The organism is Duganella lactea, assembly GCF_009857505.1.
Taxonomy (GTDB): Bacteria; Pseudomonadota; Gammaproteobacteria; order Burkholderiales; family Burkholderiaceae_D; genus Rugamonas; species Rugamonas lactea.
Map to the genome: position 1 here is coordinate 17,775 of NZ_WWCP01000040.1, position 18,084 is coordinate 35,858.

General features: G+C 63.3%; 18 protein-coding genes. 15 read left to right on the top strand and 3 right to left on the bottom strand.

The genetic code is table 11. The features are described from left to right. Positions 1-26 precede the first annotated feature (26 nt). Both GTP44_RS23015 and GTP44_RS23020 read left to right on the top strand, forming a co-directional pair. The gene (locus tag GTP44_RS23015; RefSeq protein ID WP_160992492.1) at positions 27-1,259 is read left to right on the top strand and encodes an MFS transporter; all 1,233 of its coding nucleotides are present in this window, start codon (positions 27-29) and stop codon (positions 1,257-1,259) included. Between the two features lie 130 nt (positions 1,260-1,389). Next, the gene (locus GTP44_RS23020) at positions 1,390-1,782 is read left to right on the top strand and encodes a hypothetical protein (RefSeq protein WP_229257044.1); all 393 of its coding nucleotides are present in this window, start codon (positions 1,390-1,392) and stop codon (positions 1,780-1,782) included. A 65-nt stretch (positions 1,783-1,847) separates the two neighbouring features. Here the strand turns inward: GTP44_RS23020 and GTP44_RS23025 are convergent, their stop codons facing one another. Both GTP44_RS23025 and GTP44_RS23030 read right to left on the bottom strand, forming a co-directional pair. Next, positions 1,848-2,288: a GNAT family N-acetyltransferase gene (locus GTP44_RS23025; protein ID WP_161021249.1), complete on the bottom strand. Its 441-nt coding sequence runs from the start codon at positions 2,286-2,288 to the stop codon at positions 1,848-1,850. Then, positions 2,288-3,517 (bottom strand): CaiB/BaiF CoA transferase family protein, encoded by a 1,230-nt coding sequence (locus GTP44_RS23030; protein ID WP_161021250.1) that lies wholly within the window; start codon positions 3,515-3,517, stop codon positions 2,288-2,290. The genes GTP44_RS23025 and GTP44_RS23030 overlap by 1 nt, the downstream gene beginning before the upstream one ends. 157 nt (positions 3,518-3,674) lie before the next feature. Between GTP44_RS23030 and ugpQ the strand changes: the two genes are divergently transcribed. The 7 genes from ugpQ to GTP44_RS23065 all read left to right on the top strand — a co-directional run bounded on the left by ugpQ (position 3,675) and on the right by GTP44_RS23065 (position 13,491). After that, a complete protein-coding gene (ugpQ, locus tag GTP44_RS23035; RefSeq protein ID WP_161021251.1) occupies positions 3,675-4,427 on the top strand; it encodes a glycerophosphodiester phosphodiesterase in 753 nt (250 codons plus the stop codon). A gap of 167 nt (positions 4,428-4,594) precedes the next feature. Next, a complete protein-coding gene (locus GTP44_RS23040; protein ID WP_161021252.1) occupies positions 4,595-6,571 on the top strand; it encodes a TonB-dependent receptor in 1,977 nt (658 codons plus the stop codon). 108 nt (positions 6,572-6,679) lie between these two features. After that, positions 6,680-9,289: an alanine--tRNA ligase gene (gene alaS, locus GTP44_RS23045; protein ID WP_161021253.1), complete on the top strand. Its 2,610-nt coding sequence runs from the start codon at positions 6,680-6,682 to the stop codon at positions 9,287-9,289. 212 nt (positions 9,290-9,501) lie between these two features. After that, positions 9,502-9,759: a sulfurtransferase TusA family protein gene (locus GTP44_RS23050; RefSeq protein WP_160992522.1), complete on the top strand. Its 258-nt coding sequence runs from the start codon at positions 9,502-9,504 to the stop codon at positions 9,757-9,759. Positions 9,760-9,930: 171 nt separating this feature from the next. Beyond that, a complete protein-coding gene (locus tag GTP44_RS23055) occupies positions 9,931-10,680 on the top strand; it encodes an electron transfer flavoprotein subunit beta/FixA family protein (protein WP_160992485.1) in 750 nt (249 codons plus the stop codon). Positions 10,681-10,692: 12 nt separating this feature from the next. After that, on the top strand, positions 10,693-11,625 hold the full coding sequence (locus tag GTP44_RS23060; protein WP_161021254.1) for an electron transfer flavoprotein subunit alpha/FixB family protein: 933 nt from the start codon (positions 10,693-10,695) through the stop codon (positions 11,623-11,625). 75 nt (positions 11,626-11,700) lie between these two features. Further along, on the top strand, positions 11,701-13,491 hold the full coding sequence (locus GTP44_RS23065; RefSeq protein WP_161021255.1) for an acyl-CoA dehydrogenase C-terminal domain-containing protein: 1,791 nt from the start codon (positions 11,701-11,703) through the stop codon (positions 13,489-13,491). 107 nt (positions 13,492-13,598) lie between these two features. On the opposite strand, the gene GTP44_RS23070 is transcribed toward GTP44_RS23065, so the two are convergent. Continuing rightward, complete coding sequence (locus GTP44_RS23070) at positions 13,599-14,027, bottom strand: TM2 domain-containing protein (protein WP_161021256.1); 429 nt, start codon at positions 14,025-14,027, stop codon at positions 13,599-13,601. Between the two features lie 222 nt (positions 14,028-14,249). Between GTP44_RS23070 and rpsP the strand changes: the two genes are divergently transcribed. From rpsP to GTP44_RS23100, 6 genes are all read left to right on the top strand, one after another. Then, the gene (rpsP, locus tag GTP44_RS23075; protein ID WP_072787273.1) at positions 14,250-14,498 is read left to right on the top strand and encodes a 30S ribosomal protein S16; all 249 of its coding nucleotides are present in this window, start codon (positions 14,250-14,252) and stop codon (positions 14,496-14,498) included. A gap of 18 nt (positions 14,499-14,516) precedes the next feature. Next, positions 14,517-15,056 carry a ribosome maturation factor RimM gene (gene rimM, locus GTP44_RS23080; protein WP_160992481.1) on the top strand — a complete coding sequence of 180 codons (540 nt, stop codon included), beginning with the start codon at positions 14,517-14,519 and terminating at the stop codon, positions 15,054-15,056. A 24-nt stretch (positions 15,057-15,080) separates the two neighbouring features. Next, positions 15,081-15,827 (top strand): tRNA (guanosine(37)-N1)-methyltransferase TrmD, encoded by a 747-nt coding sequence (trmD, locus tag GTP44_RS23085; RefSeq protein ID WP_160992480.1) that lies wholly within the window; start codon positions 15,081-15,083, stop codon positions 15,825-15,827. An 87-nt stretch (positions 15,828-15,914) separates the two neighbouring features. Continuing rightward, positions 15,915-16,298 carry a 50S ribosomal protein L19 gene (rplS, locus tag GTP44_RS23090; protein WP_090189821.1) on the top strand — a complete coding sequence of 128 codons (384 nt, stop codon included), beginning with the start codon at positions 15,915-15,917 and terminating at the stop codon, positions 16,296-16,298. Between the two features lie 82 nt (positions 16,299-16,380). Further along, on the top strand, positions 16,381-17,049 hold the full coding sequence (locus GTP44_RS23095; protein ID WP_161021257.1) for a CoA pyrophosphatase: 669 nt from the start codon (positions 16,381-16,383) through the stop codon (positions 17,047-17,049). Positions 17,050-17,101: 52 nt separating this feature from the next. Continuing rightward, positions 17,102-18,067, top strand: coding sequence for a CobD/CbiB family protein (locus tag GTP44_RS23100; protein WP_160992478.1), 966 nt, complete (start codon positions 17,102-17,104; stop codon positions 18,065-18,067). The last annotated feature ends 17 nt before the right edge of the window (positions 18,068-18,084 follow it).

Sequence of the window (18,084 nt, forward strand, 5' to 3'; positions counted from 1 at the left end):
TCATCGTCTCTCGCAGGAACCGCATCATGTCGCTTAGCGCCACCGCGGCCGCCGCCATACCGGTAGCGTCCGTTCCCCGCATCGCCGTCGGCAGCCCGCAATTCAAGCGCAGCAACCGCGCCATGTTCTTTGGCGGCTTCGCCACGTTTGCCTTGCTGTACTGCGTGCAGCCGCTGATGCCGCTGCTGTCGCACGAATTCGCGCTGACGGCGGCGCAGAGCAGCATGGTGTTGTCGGTTTCCACCGGCGCGCTGGCGATGTCGCTGGTGGCGTCGAGCGCGATTTCCGAACGGCTCGGGCGCAAGCCGCTGATGGTCGGCGCCATGGCGGTGGCCGCCATCATGACCCTGCTGTGCGCGTTCGCCCACAACTATCCGCAGCTCTTGGTGATGCGCGCCTTGCTCGGCGTGGTGCTGGGCGGCATGCCGGCCATCGCCATGGCCTATCTTGGCGAGGAAATCGAACCGCAATCGCTGGGCTTGTCGATGGGCCTGTACATCAGCGGCAGCGCGTTCGGCGGCATGGCTGGGCGGGTGATCACCTCCGTGCTGAGCGACCATTTCTCGTGGCGTGTGGCGCTGGCGACGGTGGGCGTGGCCGGCATCGCGGCGGCGCTGGAATTCTGGCGCAGCCTGCCAGCGTCGCGCCACTTCACGCCGGTGAGCGGCGGCTGGCGCGCGCTGCCGTCCGGCTTCAGGCTGCACCTGGCGGACCAGGGATTGCCGTGGCTGTTCACGCTGGCGTTCCTGGTGATGGGCGCGTTTGTCAGCCTGTACAACTACATCGCCTACCGGCTGCTGGGCGGGCCGTACAGCCTGAGCCAGAGCGTGGTGGGCGCGGTATCGTTCTTTTACCTGTTGGGCATTTACAGCTCGGTGTGGGCGGGCCGGCTGGCCGACCGCTTCGGCCGGCGCCACGTGCTGTGGGTGATGGCGCTGATCATGCTGACCGGTTTGTTGCTGACGCTATCGAACTGGCTGCCGCTGATGTTGCTCGGCGTGGCGGTGTTCACCTACGGCTTCTTCGCCACGCACTCGGTGGCCAGCAGTTGGGTAGGGCGGCGCGCGACCAGCAACAAGGCGCTGGCGTCGGCGCTCTACCTGTTCTTCTACTACCTGGGCTCCAGCGTGATCGGCTCGGCGAGCGGCATGCTGTGGGAGCACGCCGCGTGGCCAGGCGTGGTTGCCGTGCTGGCGTTCGCGCTGGTGCTGGCGCTGCTGGTCGCGCTCCGCCTGCGCAAGCTCGCCCCGGTAACATAAACCCCGGTGTCAGGTCTGACATTCGCACACGGGCTCAACTGCGGAGCAGTTGAGCCCGTGTGCGAATGTCAGACCTGACACCGTATGTATTTGCGTGCGGGCTGATCTGCATCAGTGTTTGCTGTGATGGTTGAAACTGCCTTGGGCCGCCGGGGTCGAATTCGCACCGGCGGATTCTAAACAGGAGGTCATCATGCTGCATCCTAATGATTTGCAACATCGGTTTTATTTTGTTGAACGTGCGGTGCGCTTGACGGCGCAGGCGGCCTCAGCGGAACCCGGCCTGCCGCGCGAGCTGCGCGATTGCATTGATTTGATGGACAAGCACACCGACAACGCGCGCGAAATCCTTGAATCCGCTGACGATCCGCGCATCCGCAAGCTGGTGCGCGATCTGGACCTGCTTTCCGAGCGCGCCCGGCGCATCTGCAACTACATTCCCACACTGTCCGGCCAGATCAAAGGCGCGGTCAACCATATGCACAGCCAGATTCAGGAACTCAAACGTGATATGAGTGCCTAAAGGGTGTTCCGGCTGAGCCGCGGTGCGATGATCGTGAGCTGGAGCGCTGGCGACGACGCTGACTGCTAGGGCCGGATCACGGCGATCATTTCGCCGATGTCGTCCAGGCCGGTTTCCTCAAAGCCGAAGCCGCGGTAGAAGGCCTGGGCGTTGGCGTTGTCCGGCTTGTAGCAGATGGTGATCAGCTTGACGTCGGGCTTGGCTTTCAGTTCCGCCAGCAGCAGTTCCATCGCGCGGCGGCCGATGCCTTTGCCTTGTTGCTGATAGTCGACCATGAAACGGTAGATGCCGTACTCGCCGACGTTGTTGTTCGATTGCTTGTCGTACAGCAGGAAGCCGGCCGGCTTGCCATCGCAGTAGATGCCGCGCGGGATGTAGTCGTCATAGTACTTCGCTTGCGCGATCGAATACGCGTTGCTGGACAGGTAGTTGCGCTGATGCTCGGGCAACTCCATGTCCATGAAGTCTTCAAAATTTTGCGGGGTGATTTCTTCCAGGGTGACCATTACAACACTCCTTTGGCGCGCAAGGTGGCGATGTCGTCCTCGCTGCGGCCCAGCAGGTCGCGCAGCACGGAATCGGTGTGCTGGCCCAGCAGTGGCGGGGCGACAGCGTTATCGGTTGGCGTGGCGGACAGGCGCATCGGGCTGCGCACCAGCTTGGTGGTGCCCGCGGTCGGGTGCGGCACGTCCATGACGATGCCGCGCGCCGTCACCTGCGGATTGCGGTAGACGTCGTCCAGATCATTGATCGGCCCGCACGGCACGCCGACCGCTTCCAGCTTGGTGATCCAGAAATCGCGCGATTGTTGCAGCACCATCCCGGCCAACAGCGGCACCAGCTCGTCGCGGTGCTGCACGCGCAGCGGATTGGTGGCGTAGCGGTCGTGGAAAGCCAGGTCGGCGCGGCCGCCCGCTTCAACAAATTTCTGGTACTGCCCATCGTTGCCGGTCGCCACGATGATGTAACCATCCGAACATTCAAACGTCTGGTACGGCACGATGTTAGGATGCGCGTTGCCCCAGCGCTTGGGCGCCTTGCCGCTGTTGAGGTAGTTGCTGCCGGCGTTGGCCAGCATCGCCACTTGCACGTCCAGCAGCGCCATGTCGATGTACTGGCCCTCGCCGGTGCGGTCGCGGTGCGTCAGCGCGGCGAGGATGGCGATGGTGGCGTACATGCCGGTCATCAGGTCGGTCAGCGCGACGCCGGCTTTTTGCGGACCGCCGCCCGGCAGGTCGTCGCGCTCGCCGGTCACCGACATCAAGCCGCCCATGCCCTGGATCAGAAAGTCATAGCCGGCGCGGTGCGCATAAGGGCCGTCCTGGCCGAACCCCGTCACCGAGCAGTAGACCAGATCCGGCTTGATGGCTTTCAGCGCCGCGTAATCGAGCCCGTAGCGTTGCAGTTGGCCGACCTTGTAATTTTCCAGCACCACGTCGGACTGGCGCACCAGCTCGCGCAGCAACTGCTGGCCTTCGGCGCTGGCGATGTCCACCGTCACCGAGCGCTTGCCGCGGTTGGCGGACAAATAATAGGCCGCTTCGCTGGTCTCGTTGCCGTCGGCGTCGCGCGCATACGGCGGCCCCCAGGCGCGCGTGTCGTCGCCGCTGCCGGGACGTTCGATCTTGATCACATCCGCGCCGAGATCGGCCAGATTCTGCGAGCACCACGGTCCCGCCAGCACGCGGCTCAGGTCGAGTACGCGAATATGGCCTAACGCTTTTTGAGCTGTCATGATGTGTTTTACCTCTTGAGCACGAACAATCAGGCCGCTAGTGTAGTGGTTCGGTCACCAGGCTGCACGTGATTTTTATGCAAGGCGCGCGGGCGGGGCGCCGGCGATTCGTGATACCGTTGCTATCCTTGTCATTACCATGGTCGAAGGCGCTGCCATGTGGCCCTATCCAAGAATTGTTGCGCATCGCGGCGGCGGTACGCTGGCGCCGGAAAACACGCTGGCCGGCTTGCGCGCCGGCCTGGCCTACGGCTTTCGCGCCGTCGAGTTCGACGTGATGCTGTCGCGCGACGGCATCGGCATGGTGGTCCACGATCCGGCATTCGGCCGCACGGTGGCCGGGCAGGGCAGTGTGGCGCAGACCGACGCCAGCGTGTTGTCCAGCATGGACGCCGGCGGCTGGTTCGGCGCGGCCTTTCGCGGCGAGCCGGTGCCGTTGTACACCCAGTTCATCGACTACTGCCAACAGCAGCGCATCTGGATGAATGTCGAAATCAAGCCGGCCGACGGCGCTGACGCCGCCACCGGCGCCTGGGTGGCCCAGGTGACCCGCGAGCGCTATGCCGCCGAACTGGCCGCCGGCGACCCGGCCGGCTATCCGCTGCTGTCCTCGTTCAGCTACGCGGCGCTGGCCGCCGCCCGCGACGCCGCCCCCGAACTGCCGCGCGGCTATCTGCTGGACACCATTCCGGACGACTGGCAGCGGCAGGCGCGGGAGCTGGGCGCGGTGACCATCCACACCAACCACAAGCATCTGAACGCCGATCTGGCGGCCCGCATCAAGGCGGCCGGCTACGGCCTGTTCTGCTACACCGTCAACACGCCCGAGCGCGGCCACGAGCTACTGGCCTGGGGCGTCGACGGCTTTTGCACCGACCGCATCGACCTGATCGGCCCCACCTTCGCCTGAGCCGTAGCGTATCTTTTTTGCCTCATGCGCTGTAGCACAAACGTGCTACAGCCGGGTTTTGCCGGGTTTTTCTCCGATATGATGCCCGAAGATTATTGCCTGAGCATCAATCTTCTATCACGGCCGCGCGCCTGCGCCGGCCGCTTCCTATCCCAGAAAAACAAATCATGTCCAAGACCACCCTGAACACGACAATGCGCCATTCGGCGCTGATGCTGTCCTTGTGCGCGGCGTTCGGCGCGCGCGCGCAGACCGCCCCGTCCACCACCGCCGACAACGCCACCCCGGCCGCGCTGGAGCGTCCGGTGACCTCGCTGGTGGTCGAGCGCACCGATCTTGACGCCAGCGGCGCCGTGGCGCCGGCGACGTTTGGCGGCGCCGAGTACAACCGCGACTTCCTGCGCGGCTTCAAGAATGACAGCGCGCTGCGCAACGGCCACCGTGACTACGGCTACCTCGGCACCGAGTGCTTTTGCTCGATGGAGTCGATCGAGGTGCTGAAGGGGCCGGCCTCGGCCCTGTACGGCAACGGCAAGCCCGGCGGCGACCTGAACAGCGTGGCCAAGATGCCGGGCCTGACCGATTACCGCAACATCACGCTGTTCACCAGCAGCCCCGGCCTGACGCGCGCGCGGCTGGACATGGCCGACGTGGTGGGCGATGTGTCCTACCGCGTCAACGCCCAGGCGTACACCGGCGCCACCTTTGCCGACCACAACGGCCGCGACTCGGCCTTCGTGGTGCCGGTGATCGAATGGCGCGTGACGCCGGACCTGAAGCTGACCGTGTCCTACAACGGCGGCTACGTCGACCTGACCTGGAACCCGCAAGTATTGGCCAACCAGGCCTTGCTGTCGCTGCCGGCCCAGCGTTTTCTTGGCGAGCCGGGCAACACCACGCGCATCGTCGACAGCACCACCCGCACCGAGCTGGACTACAAGCTGCCGAACGGCGACCATCTGCGCCAGGCCTTTATGGTCCAGAACGAGAGCTACCGCGACGCTGGCCTGACCTACGACACCTACAACCACGCGCTGGCCGACCTGGTGGACCAGGCCGGCAACGTGCAACGGGTGTCGCAGCGCGACCGTGCGCACCAGGCTATTTTCGTGTCGCAGTCCGAGCTGATCGGCCGCGGCAAGCTGGCGGACATTCCGGTCGAGTACCTGCTGGGGCTGGAAGTAGGGCGCTTCGACTACCGCTACAAGCTGGAAGTCGGCGCCGGCAGCGCCATCAATATCTATCGCCCGGTGTATGGCGCCGCCATGGCCAGCTCGCTGGACACCTATGCCGACCAGAAGTACGGCACCGACAACGTGGTGCTGTACTCGCAGAACCGCTTCCAGCTGAGCCCGGGCATGCGCCTGCTGCTGGGCGTGCGCGCCGAGCACTACCGAGATTATCTGCAAGAGCTTGGCGAGGCGCGCACCGCGCAGAGCGATTCGCTGCTGTCGCCGCGCGTCGGCCTGACCTACCAGCTCCATCCGCGCTGGATCGCCGCGCTGAGCTGGACCAACTCGTCGCGGCCGCAGATCGGCGCCAAGAGCGCCAGCGGCAAGCTGTTCCGGCCGGAGGCGGGCACCCAGACCGAGGGCAGCCTGCAATACACGTCGGCGGACGAGGCGCTGAAAGCGACCACCTCGGTGTTTTCGATCACCCGCAAGAATGTGCTGACGCAGGATCTGGCCAGCCCGAGCTTCCAGATCGACTCCGGCCGCCGCCATAGCCGCGGCATCGAGGAAGACCTGAGCTACAGCTTTACGCCGGCACTGCGGCTCGACGCGTCCGCCGCCTACACCGACGCCTATGTCAGCCAGGACACCGTGCTGCCGGTCGGCGCCTTGCTGGCCGGTGTGCCGAAATGGTTCACCAGCCTGTATCTGGGCTATGACGTCACGCCGGCCTGGAGCCTGGGCGCCGGCTATGTGTTCGAAGCGCGCCGCACCGCCACCTTACCGGACAACGGCGTGGCGCTGCCGGCGATGTCCAGCGTCGACCTGACCGTCACCTATAAAACCAAGAAGTGGAGCATCGACGCCACGCTGGTCAACAGCGGCAACCAGCGCGGCTTCACGTCGGACGGCTATGTGGTCACGCCGATCAACCCGCGCGAGTTCCAGCTCACCGGCCGTTACAAGTTCTGAGCTAAAAAGCAACTGCCGGCGCAGATAGGTGGACAGCGGAGGGCCTGGCCCTCCGCTGCTCATATATAATCTCCGTTTTGCATTTGCCAGTTACCACTAGCTCACGACATGAAATCATCTGAAATTCGCGAAAAGTTCCTCAAATTCTTTGAGTCCAAGGGTCACACGATTGTTCGTTCCAGCTCCCTGGTGCCTGGCAATGACCCGACCTTGCTGCTGACCAACAGCGGCATGGTGCAGTTTAAAGACGTGTTCACCGGCACCGACAGCCGTCCGTACACCCGCGCCACCTCGGTGCAGCGCTGCGTGCGCGCCGGCGGCAAGCACAACGATCTGGAAAACGTCGGCTACACCGCGCGTCACCACACCTTCTTCGAAATGCTGGGCAACTTCAGCTTCGGCGACTACTTCAAGCGCGACGCCATCCACTTCGCCTGGGAACTGCTGACCAAGGTCTACCTGCTGCCGGCCGACAAGCTGACCGTCACCGTCTACCAGGAGGACGACGAAGCCTACGACATCTGGGCCAACGAAGTGGGCGTGCCGACAGAGCGCATCATCCGCATCGGCGACAACAAGGGCGCGCGCTACGCCTCGGACAACTTCTGGCAGATGGCCGACACCGGCCCTTGCGGTCCGTGCACCGAGATCTTCTACGACCACGGCGCCGATATTTGGGGCGGCCCGCCGGGCTCGCCGGAAGAAGACGGCGACCGCTTCATCGAAATCTGGAACCTGGTGTTCATGCAGTTCAACCGCGACGAGGCCGGCGTGCTGCACAAGCTGCCGAAGCAGTCGGTCGACACCGGCATGGGCATGGAGCGCCTGGCCGCCGTGCTGCAGCACGTGCACTCGAACTACGAGATCGACCTGTTCCAGGCGCTGATCAAGGCCGCCGCGCGCGAAACCGGCGCCACCGACCTGGAAAACAAATCGCTGCGCGTCATCGCCGACCACATCCGTTCGGCCGCGTTCATGATCGTGGACGGCGTGATTCCCGGCAGCGAAGGCCGCGCCTATGTGCTGCGCCGGATCATCCGCCGCGCGCTGCGTCACGGCCACAAGCTGGGCCAGACCAAGCCCTTCTTCTACAAACTGGTGGCCGACCTGGCGATCGAGATGGGCGCCGCCTATCCGGAGCTGGAAGAGGCCAAGGACAACGTCGCCAAGATGCTGAAGGCGGAAGAGGAGCGCTTCGGCGAAACGCTGGAAACCGGCATGAAAGTGCTGGAAGCGCAACTGGCCAAGGACGCCACCGGCATCGATGGCGCCACCGCCTTCACGCTGTACGAAACCTACGGCTTCCCGCCGGACCTGACCGCCGATATCTGCCGCGAACGCAACATCAAGTTCGACCAGGAAGGCTATGACGCCGCGCTCAAGGAAAGCCAGGAGCTGTCGCGCAAGGGCGGCAAGTCGGTCAAGGACGCCAAGGTCGAGTACTCGGGCGAGAAAAACAAATTCGTCGGCTATGAGCAACTGAGCCACAGCAGCAAGGTCATCGCGCTGTACTCGGCCGGCTCGCCGGTGCGGCAACTGAGCGCCGGCCAGTCGGGCATCGTGGTGCTGGACACCACGCCGTTCTACGCCGAATCGGGCGGCCAGGTCGGCGACCAGGGCGTGATCGCCGGCGCCGGCGCGCAGTTCAACGTCAGCGACACGCTGAAGATCCAGGCCGACGTCTTCGGTCATCACGGCGTGCTGGCCTCCGGCACGCTGAACGTGGGCGACGCGGTCAACGCCGAAGTCGACCAGGCCAAGCGCGCGCGCACCATCCGCAACCACTCGGCCACCCACCTGATGCACAAAGCCCTGCGCGAAGTGCTGGGTTCGCACGTGGCGCAGAAGGGCTCGCTGGTCGATCCGGACAAAACCCGTTTCGACTTCAGCCACAACGCGCCGTTGACCGCCGAGCAGATCGCCGAAGTGGAAACCAAGGTCAACAAAGAGATCCTGGAAAACCACGCCACCAAGGCGCAGCACATGTCGTTTGACGACGCCGTCAAGCACGGCGCGATGGCGTTGTTCGGCGAGAAGTACGGCGACGAAGTGCGCGTGCTCGACATCGGCACCTCGAAAGAGCTGTGCGGCGGTGTGCACGTGCAGCGCACCGGCGACATCGGCCTGTTCAAGATCATCTCGGAAGGCGGCGTCGCCGCCGGCATCCGCCGCGTGGAGGCGGTGACCGGCGAAGGCGCGCTGGCGCTGGTGCAGGGCATGGCCCGCAAGCTGAACGAGGCGGCCGCCGCGCTCAAATCCAACCCGGACGAGCTGACCGTGAAAATCGGCGCCGTGCAGGACCAGGTGAAATCGCTGGAGAAAGAACTGGCGGCGCTGAAGTCCAAGCTGGCCGCCGGCCAGGGCGACGAGCTGGCCGCGCAGGCGGTCGACGTCAAGGGCATCAAGGTGCTGGCGGCCACGCTGGACGGCGCCGATGTGACCGCGCTGCGCGAGACCATGGACAAGCTGAAGGACAAGCTGAAGACCGCCGCCATCGTGCTGGCAGCGGTCAATGACGGCAAGGTCAGCCTGATCGCCGGCGTCACCGCCGACGCCACGGCCAAGGTCAAAGCCGGCGAGCTGGTGAACTTCGTTGCACAACAAGTGGGCGGCAAAGGCGGCGGACGCCCTGATATGGCGCAAGCCGGCGGCACCGATCCGAGCGGCCTGCCGGGCGCGCTGGCCGGCGTTGTTGAGTGGGTCGGTTCGCGCGTCTGAAGCTGATAACTCCGCTGTAACGCCGTGTAGATGCGGCCCGGACGTGACCGCAGGTCGCGCCCGGGCCGTTGTCGTCTGGGGCGTCCTGTTGTATACTTGCCAGCTTCCGTTGTGAACTTGCAACGTACAACGAACTATTTTGGTGCAGCGCGTCATCCATCCGGAAAAGGAGTAGTATGACGACACCTCCGAACAAACGAGCGGGTTTCTTGATGAGTGACACGATACTAGAAAACGAAGTCATCGAATTCCATAAGGAATTGGATGCACGCGGTCTGAATTGCCCGCTGCCTATCCTGAAGGCCAAGAAAGCACTTGCTGAATTGCAAAGTGGTGAAGTGCTGCGCATCATGGCGACCGATCCCGGTTCGGTGCGCGACTTCCAGGCATTCTGCAAACAAACCGGCAACGCCCTGTTGTCCCATGTCCAGACCGGCCATGAGTTTGTCTTTTTGATGCAGCGCAAATAATCACCCGCTGCCTTTTCCCCTTAGAATTCGTCTGCGCCCTGTATTTTTTAGACGATTTCTACTAGCGAAAAATAGCACGATCGTGCTTTGATTTCTTGTGCGCGCTGAATTTCTCCTATAATCTAGCCCACATTATTTGTCCCGAATTTCATTTTTTCCAAAGGCACAGCTATGAAAGTCTTGGTACCTGTCAAACGCGTGGTGGACTACAACGTCAAGGTGCGTGTGAAGTCCGATAACACCGGCGTCGATATCGCCAACGTCAAAATGTCGATGAACCCGTTCGACGAGATCGCGGTGGAGGAAGCCACCCGTCTGAAAGAAGCTGGCAAAGTCAGCGAAGTGGTGGCGATCTCCGCCGGCGTGACCCAGTGCCAGGAAACCCTGCGCACCGCCATGGCGATCGGCGCCGACCGCGGCATCCTGGTGGAAACCGCCGTCGAGCTGGAGCCGCTGGCGGTCGCCAAGCTGCTGAAGGCCATCGCCGACAAGGAGCAGCCGCAACTGATCATCCTGGGCAAGCAGGCGATCGACGACGATTCCAACCAGACCGGCCAGATGCTGGCCGCGCTGCTGGGCTGGCCGCAAGCGACCTTCGCCTCGAAGGTGGTGCTGGAAGACGGTAAAGTCACCGTCACCCGCGAAGTGGACGGCGGCCTGGAAACCCTGGCGCTGACGCTGCCGGCCATCGTCACCACCGACCTGCGGCTGAACGAGCCGCGCTATGTGACGCTGCCGAACATCATGAAAGCGAAGAAGAAAACGCTGGATGTGACCAAGCCGGAAGAGCTGGGTGTCGATGTGACCCCGCGCCTGAAAACCGTGAAAGTCACCGAGCCGGCCAAGCGCTCGGCCGGCATCATCGTGCCGGACGCCGCTACCCTGGTCGCCAAGCTGCGCACCGAAGCTAAAGTCATCTAAAGGAAACCGAAAATGGTCGCATTAGTTATCGCTGAACACGACAACGCCAGCCTGAAGGCTAGCACCCTGCACACCGTGACCGCGGCGGCGCAAGCCGGCGGCGACGTGCACGTTCTGGTCGCCGGTGCCAACGCTGGCGCCGCCGCCAGCGCCGCCGCCGCGATCGCCGGCGTGTCGAAAGTCCTGCACGCCGACGCCGCCTATTTTGCCGACGGCCTGGCCGAGAACGTCGCCGAGCAAGTGCTGGCGCTCGCCGCGTCGTACAGCCACATCCTGGCCCCGGCCACCGCCTACGGCAAAAACATCCTGCCGCGCGTGGCCGCCAAGCTGGACGTCGCGCAGATTTCGGAAATCACCAAAGTCGATGGCCCGGACACCTTCGAGCGTCCGATCTACGCCGGTAACGCGATCGCCACCGTGCAGTCGAGCGACAGCGTGAAAGTCATCACCGTGCGCGCCACCGGCTTCGACGCCGCCGCCGCCAGCGGTGGTGCGGCCGCGGTGGAAACCGTGGCGGCCGTGGCCGACTCGGGCAAATCGGCCTTTGTCGGCCGCGAAGTAGCCAAGTCGGACCGTCCAGAGCTGACCGCCGCCAAGATTATCGTCTCCGGTGGCCGCGGCATGGGTTCGGGTGAAGCGTTCAAGATCCTGGAGCCGCTGGCGGACAAGCTCAACGCCGCCATGGGCGCCTCGCGCGCCGCGGTCGACGCCGGCTTCGTGCCGAACGACTGGCAGGTGGGGCAGACCGGCAAGATCGTCGCGCCTAACCTGTACATCGCGGTCGGCATCTCGGGCGCCATCCAGCACTTGGCCGGCATGAAGGACTCGAAAACTATCGTCGCCATCAACAAGGATCCGGAAGCGCCGATCTTCTCCGTTGCCGACTACGGCATCGTTGGCGACCTGTTCGACGTCGTGCCACAGCTGGTTGCCGAACTGGGCTAAAAACGCGTAAAGCACACCACAGGCCACGCTGATCCGCACGCCGGATTGCCGTGGCCTTTTTCTTGGAGAGACGAGATGGCATACCAACCACCAATCAAAGACATGCTGTTCGTGATGAACGAACTGGCCAACCTGCAAGCGGTCAGCGAACTGCCCGGCTGCGAAGACGCGACCCCGGAAACCGCCGAGGCGGTGCTGGAAGAGAGCGCGAAATTCGTCGCCGCCGAAATCGCCCCGCTGAACCACGCGGCCGACAAGGCGCCAAGCTACTGGACCAAGGACGGCGTGATCACCTCCAAAGGCTTCAAGGAGGCCTTCCGCCAGTTCGCCGACGCTGGCTGGCAAGGCCTGCAGCACCCGACCGACTTCGGCGGCCAGGGCTTGCCGAAACTGGTCGGCACGCCCTGCGTCGAAATGCTACATGGCGCCAACATCTCCTTCGCGCTGTGCCCGTTGCTGTCGGACGGCGCCATCGAAGCGCTGCTGACCGCCGGCAGCGACGAGCAGAAAGCCGTGTATCTGGAAAACCTGGTCACCGGCAAATGGACCGGCACCATGAATTTGACCGAGCCGCAAGCGGGCTCCGATCTGGCGGCGGTGCGCACGCGCGCCGAACCGCAGGGCGACGGCACGTATAAAATCTTCGGCACCAAGATCTTCATCACGTATGGCGATCACGACATGACCGACAATATCGTCCACCTGGTGCTGGCGCGCACGCCGGACGCGCCGGCGGGCGTCAAAGGCATCTCGCTGTTCATCGTGCCGAAATTCCTGGTCAACGCCGACGGCTCGCTGGGCGCGCGTAACGACGCGCACTGCGTCTCGATCGAGCACAAGCTGGGCATCAAGGCCAGCCCGACCGCCGTGCTGCAATTCGGCGATCACGGCGGCGCCATCGGCACGCTGGTGGGCGAGGAAAATCGCGGCCTCGAATACATGTTCATCATGATGAACGCCGCGCGGTTCGGTGTTGGTCTGCAAGGCATCGGCCTGTCGGAGCACGCCTATCAGCACGCGCTGGCCTACGCCAAGGACCGTGTGCAATCGCGCGACCTGAACGGCTCGCCGGCCGGCGTGGCCATCATCCACCATCCGGACGTGCGCCGCCTGCTGATGAATATGCGCTCGCAGACCGAGGCCGCGCGGGCGCTGGCCTACGTCGGCGCGTCGCTGTACGACAAGGCGCACCACGGCGCCGGCGCCGACGAGCGCGCGCACAACCAGGCCGTGTACGAATATTTGGTGCCGATCATCAAAGGCTGGTCGACCGAGCTGTCGCAGGACGTGGCGCGGGACGGTGTGCAAATCCACGGCGGCATGGGCTTCATCGAAGAAACCGGCGCGGCGCAGCACTACCGCGACGCCAAGATCCTGACCATCTACGAGGGCACGACCGCCATCCAGGCGAACGACCTGATCGGCCGCAAAACCGTGCGCGACGGCGGTAAAATCGCCAAGGGGCTGATCGCCCAGGTACGCGCCACGGAAGCCGAGCTGGCCAAGCTGGATGGCGCCGACTTCACCGCCATCCGCAAGCAGCTGGCGCAAGGCGCGAGCGAGCTGGAGGCGGTGGTCGACTACGTGGTTGGCAACATCAAGGCCGACATCAAAGGCGTGTTCGCGGGCAGCGTGCCGTACCTGAAGCTGGCCGGCGTCGTGCTGGGTGGCTGGCAGATGGCGCGCGCCGCCGTGATCTCGCAGCGCAAACTGGACGCCGGCGAAGGCGACGCCAGCTTCTACCAAGCCAAGATCGCGACGGCCCGCTTCTTTGCCGACCACATCCTGTCGCAAGCGGCCGGCATCCGTACCTCGATCACCGACGGCAGTGCCGGCGTGCTGGCCCTCGACATCGCGCAGTTCTAACCCCTAAACCCCGGTGTCAGGTCTGACATTCGCACACGGGCTCAACTGCTCCGCAGTTGAGCCCGTGTGCGAATGTCAGACCTGACACCGGTTTTTTTTTGCTGCCGCTAGCCGTAGGCGCCGCCGGTGTACAGCAGGTCGAACAGGCGGGAGAGGGTGGCGATCAGGCCGCCCGCGCCGATCATCATGCTGGCCACCAGCACCACGGCCACCGGCCAGCGCGTGTCCGATTGCCGGCCACTGCCGGCGTTGTAACGCGCGTCCCATTTTTCATCCGGCGTCAGCCCCAGGATCAGCGCTTGCAGCATGCCGGCCAGGATCGACAGTGTTACCGGCAGCAGCTTGTAGAAGCCGTCCGCCTGCGGCGCCAACTGTGCCACCAGCCACGCCGCCGGCAGGCTGGTCAGGTGTAGCCACAGCCATGGATCGCGCCAGCCGCGCAGATACAGCCGTTGCATGCCCACACCGCCCAGCAGAAAGGCGAGCAGGGCGGCGATTGTCTTGTTTTTGTGACGATTGGAGGGCAAAACAGTCATGGTCGCTCAGCAAAATTGTCAATGAACCAGCAGTATCAGGCATAATACCGCCCCCGGCACGCCTTTTTTGCGGGGGAGCCTATTGCCCCGAACGCCGGAACAAGGGATAATCTTTGATTACCCCAACATGCCCAATTATTTCATTAACGCTTGCTGCTCCGTGGCAAAGCGCGCTATAATTTGCGGCTTTTTCCGTCCTAGCACAAATTTTTTGGAAATATTATGGTCGTTATTCGTTTAGCTCGTGGTGGTGCCAAGAAGCGCCCTTTCTTCAACATCGTTGCAACCGATTCGCGTAATCGTCGCGATGGCCGTTTCATCGAGCGCATTGGTTTCTACAACCCAATGGCTTCGGGTCAGGAAGTTGCTCTGCGCATCACTGAAGACCGTCTGGCTCACTGGCAAGCTGTTGGCGCGCAACTGTCGCCGACCGTTGCTCGTCTGGTTGCTCAAAACAAAAAAGCAGCCTAAGCAAGTCTGGTTACCGGTTTGACCGATCAGCATGCATCCGGGGTGAAAGTCCCCGACGATCTGGCACAAGTAGGCTTTGTCTTCGGTGCCTACGGCGTTGCTGGCTGGGTGAGGATACGTCCTTTCTCGGAAGATGCGGATGCACTACTGAAGGTCAAAACCTGGTGGTTGGATAAGCCGGCGTTGCACGATGTGGACGTTCAGCAGGTCAAACTGCATGGCGGCGATGTCGTGGCGCGTCTGGTTGGCGTGACTGACCGGAACGTGGCTGAAGCGCTCAAGGGCGCCGCAGTCTTCATTCCGCAAAGCCGCTTCCCGGCCTTGTCCGACGATGAGTTTTACTGGACTGATCTGATCGGTCTGGAAGTAGAGAATCAGCAAGGTGAGCACCTCGGTAAGGTGACTGACATGATGAGCAACGGTCCGCAGTCGATCTTGCGCATCACACCCGGCGAAGTTGAGGCGCAAGAGCGCCTGATCCCGTTTGTGGACGCGTTCATCATCAAGGTGGACAAGGAAGCAAAAAAGATCATCGTCGACTGGGGCCTTGATTACTAAGCGCAACATTGAGGGCGGTTCGCCATGCAATTCGATGTCGTAACCCTGTTCCCGGAAATGTTTGCCGCGATTACGCAGTCGGGTGTCACCCGGCGCGCGTTTGAACAGAATAAATGTGGGCTGTCGTTGTGGAATCCGCGTGATTTCACCACCGACAATCACCGTACCGTGGATGATCGCCCGTATGGCGGCGGCCCTGGCATGGTGATGCTGGCTAAGCCCTTGGAAGCGACGCTCAGCGCGGCGAAGCAGCGTCAGGTCGATGCCGGCCTGCCCGCGCCCCGCGTGGTGTTCATGTCGCCCCAAGGCAAGCAGTTGACGCATGAACGCGTGATGCAGCTGAAGCAGGAGCCCGGTCTGGTGATCCTGTGCGGCCGTTACGAAGCCGTGGACCAGCGCTTGCTCGACCGCGTGGTCGACGAGGAAATCAGCTTGGGCGATTTCGTGCTGTCCGGCGGCGAGCTGCCGGCGATGGCCTTGATGGACGCGGTGATCCGCCTGATTCCCGGCGTGTTGAACACCGACGCATCGGCCATTGAAGACAGCTTCTTCAACGGCCTGCTGGATTCGCCGCATTACACGCGGCCTGAAACGTATGAAGGTGTGGGCGTGCCGCCGGTGCTGATGGGCGGCAACCACGCCGAGATTGAAAAATGGCGTCGCCAGCGTATGCTGGAGGCGACCGCGCGCAAGCGACCGGATTTGCTTATCAAGGCGCGTGAGGCTGGACTGCTCACCAAGCGTGACGAGCAATTTTTGGCGGGCCTGTAGGCCTGTCTGTTATAACCCCATCCTCTACTGGGCAACGAGTTTTACGCAAGCACAGCGCGCCAGCACGATGGTTTATGGAGTCTCAAAATGAACGTGATTCAACAACTCGAGCAAGAAGAAATCGCTCGTCTGGGCAAAAACATTCCTGATTTTGCACCTGGCGATACCGTGGTCGTTAACGTGAACGTAGTCGAAGGCACCCGCAAGCGCGCCCAGGCTTACGAAGGCGTTGTGATCTCCCGTCGTAACCGTGGCCTGAACTCGAACTTCATCGTTCGTAAAATCTCGTCCGGCGAAGGCGTTGAGCGTACCTTCCAGCTGTACTCCCCGCTGATCGCTTCGATCGAAGTGAAACGCCGCGGTGACGTCCGTCGCGCCAAGCTGTACTACCTGCGTGATCGTTCCGGTAAATCGGCACGTATCAAGGAAAAACTGCCAAACCGTCGCCCAGCGGCGAAAGCAGCCGTTTAATTACGGTTGTGTTTGGAACGGGCGCCGCGCAGGCGCCCAAGAAAGGCGCCACTGGCGCCTTTTTGTTTAAGGAGCCCCCGCCATGGCCAAGCCACTGTTCGATCCTCAGCAACTGCCGATAGAAGCGATTGCCGGCGAAGCCGCGCTGGCGCCGGAGCGTCTGACGCCCGCCTGGCTGCGCAGCCGCTTCGCCGCGCCGCCCGCGTGGACGCCGGAGGGCGGCGAACGCGCCTTCCCCGGCCGTGCCGACCGCGCGCCGACGCCGGCCTCGGTGCTGATCCCGCTGATCCAGCGCGAGCAGGGGCTGACCATTCTGCTGACCCAGCGCAACGCCGACCTGACCGACCATCCGGGACAGGTCAGCTTCCCCGGCGGCCGCGCCGAAGCCTACGATCAGGACGCGGTCGACACCGCGTTGCGCGAATCCGAGGAAGAGATCGGCCTCGACCGCCGCCATGTGGACATCATCGGCACGCTGCCGCGGTACCTGACCGGCACCGGTTATTGCGTCACGCCAGTAGTGGGGCTGGTGCAGCCGCCGTTTGACGTCACCGCCGACCCGTCCGAAGTGGCCGCCATTTTCGAAGTGCCGCTGGCCTTCCTGATGGATGGCATGAACCACCAGCGGCTGTCGGTGGACCTGATGGGCGCCCGCCGCACCTTTTATGCGATGCCGTACGAGGGTTATTACATCTGGGGCGCGACCGCCGGCATGCTGCGCAATCTGTTCCATTTCTTGCGTGCGGGGTAAGAACTAGGCTATCGTACTGCCATTAAGGCTATGCCAACGCAAAGGACGTTTAATGACTTTTCTTTCCATCTTGTGCGCGCTGCTGATCGAGCAGATGAAACCGCTGCGCGCAGACAATCCGATCTACGCCGAGATCAAGAGTCTGGCGTTGCGGATGGAGACCTGGTTTAACGCCGGCCACTCGACCCACGGCCGTCTCGGCTGGTTCCTGATGATGGCCATCCTGGTCGTCCCGACCGGCCTGATCTACTGGGTGCTCAAGTACTACAACTGGACGCTGGCGGCCTTCGCCTGGAACGTGCTGATCATCTATCTGACGCTGGGCTTCCGCCACTACAGCCATTATTTCACCTCGATCCAGCTGGCGCTCAACGCCGGCGACGAGGCCGGCGCGCGCGCGCTGCTGGCCGAGTGGACCAAGCTCGACACCATCGGTATGGAGGCGTCGGAAATCACCCGCATCGCGGTCGAGAAATCGCTGATCACCACACACCGCAATGTGTTCGGCGTGTTCTTCTGGTTCCTGATGCCGCTCGGCCCGGCCGGCGCGGTGATGTACCGCGTGTCCGAATACCTGGCGCGTGCCTGGACCGAGCCGGAGCATATGCGCAACGAGGCCTTCGGCCAGTTCGCCGCCCGCGCGTTTTACTGGATCGACTGGATACCGGTGCGCCTGACCGCCGTCGCCTTCGCCGTGGTCGGCAACTTCGAGGACGCCATCTACGCCTGGCGCAACTTCGCCCACCGCTGGACCAATGAGCCGCTGGGCATCATCCTGTCGGCCGGTGGCGGCGCCATGGGCGTGCGCCTCGGCTCGCCGGCGGAAACCGCCGTCAAGGCACAGGTGATCGACGCCACCACCGTCGATATCGAGCTGGAGGATGATGTCATGCCGGGCGAGGAACCGAATATCCGCTCGCTGCAAAGCACGGTCGGCCTGGTGTGGCGCGCGTTGTTGTTGTGGATGCTGTTGTTGTTGCTGATCTCCAGCGCATGGTGGCTCGGCGCATCGCCTTAACGGGTACAATAGCGGTA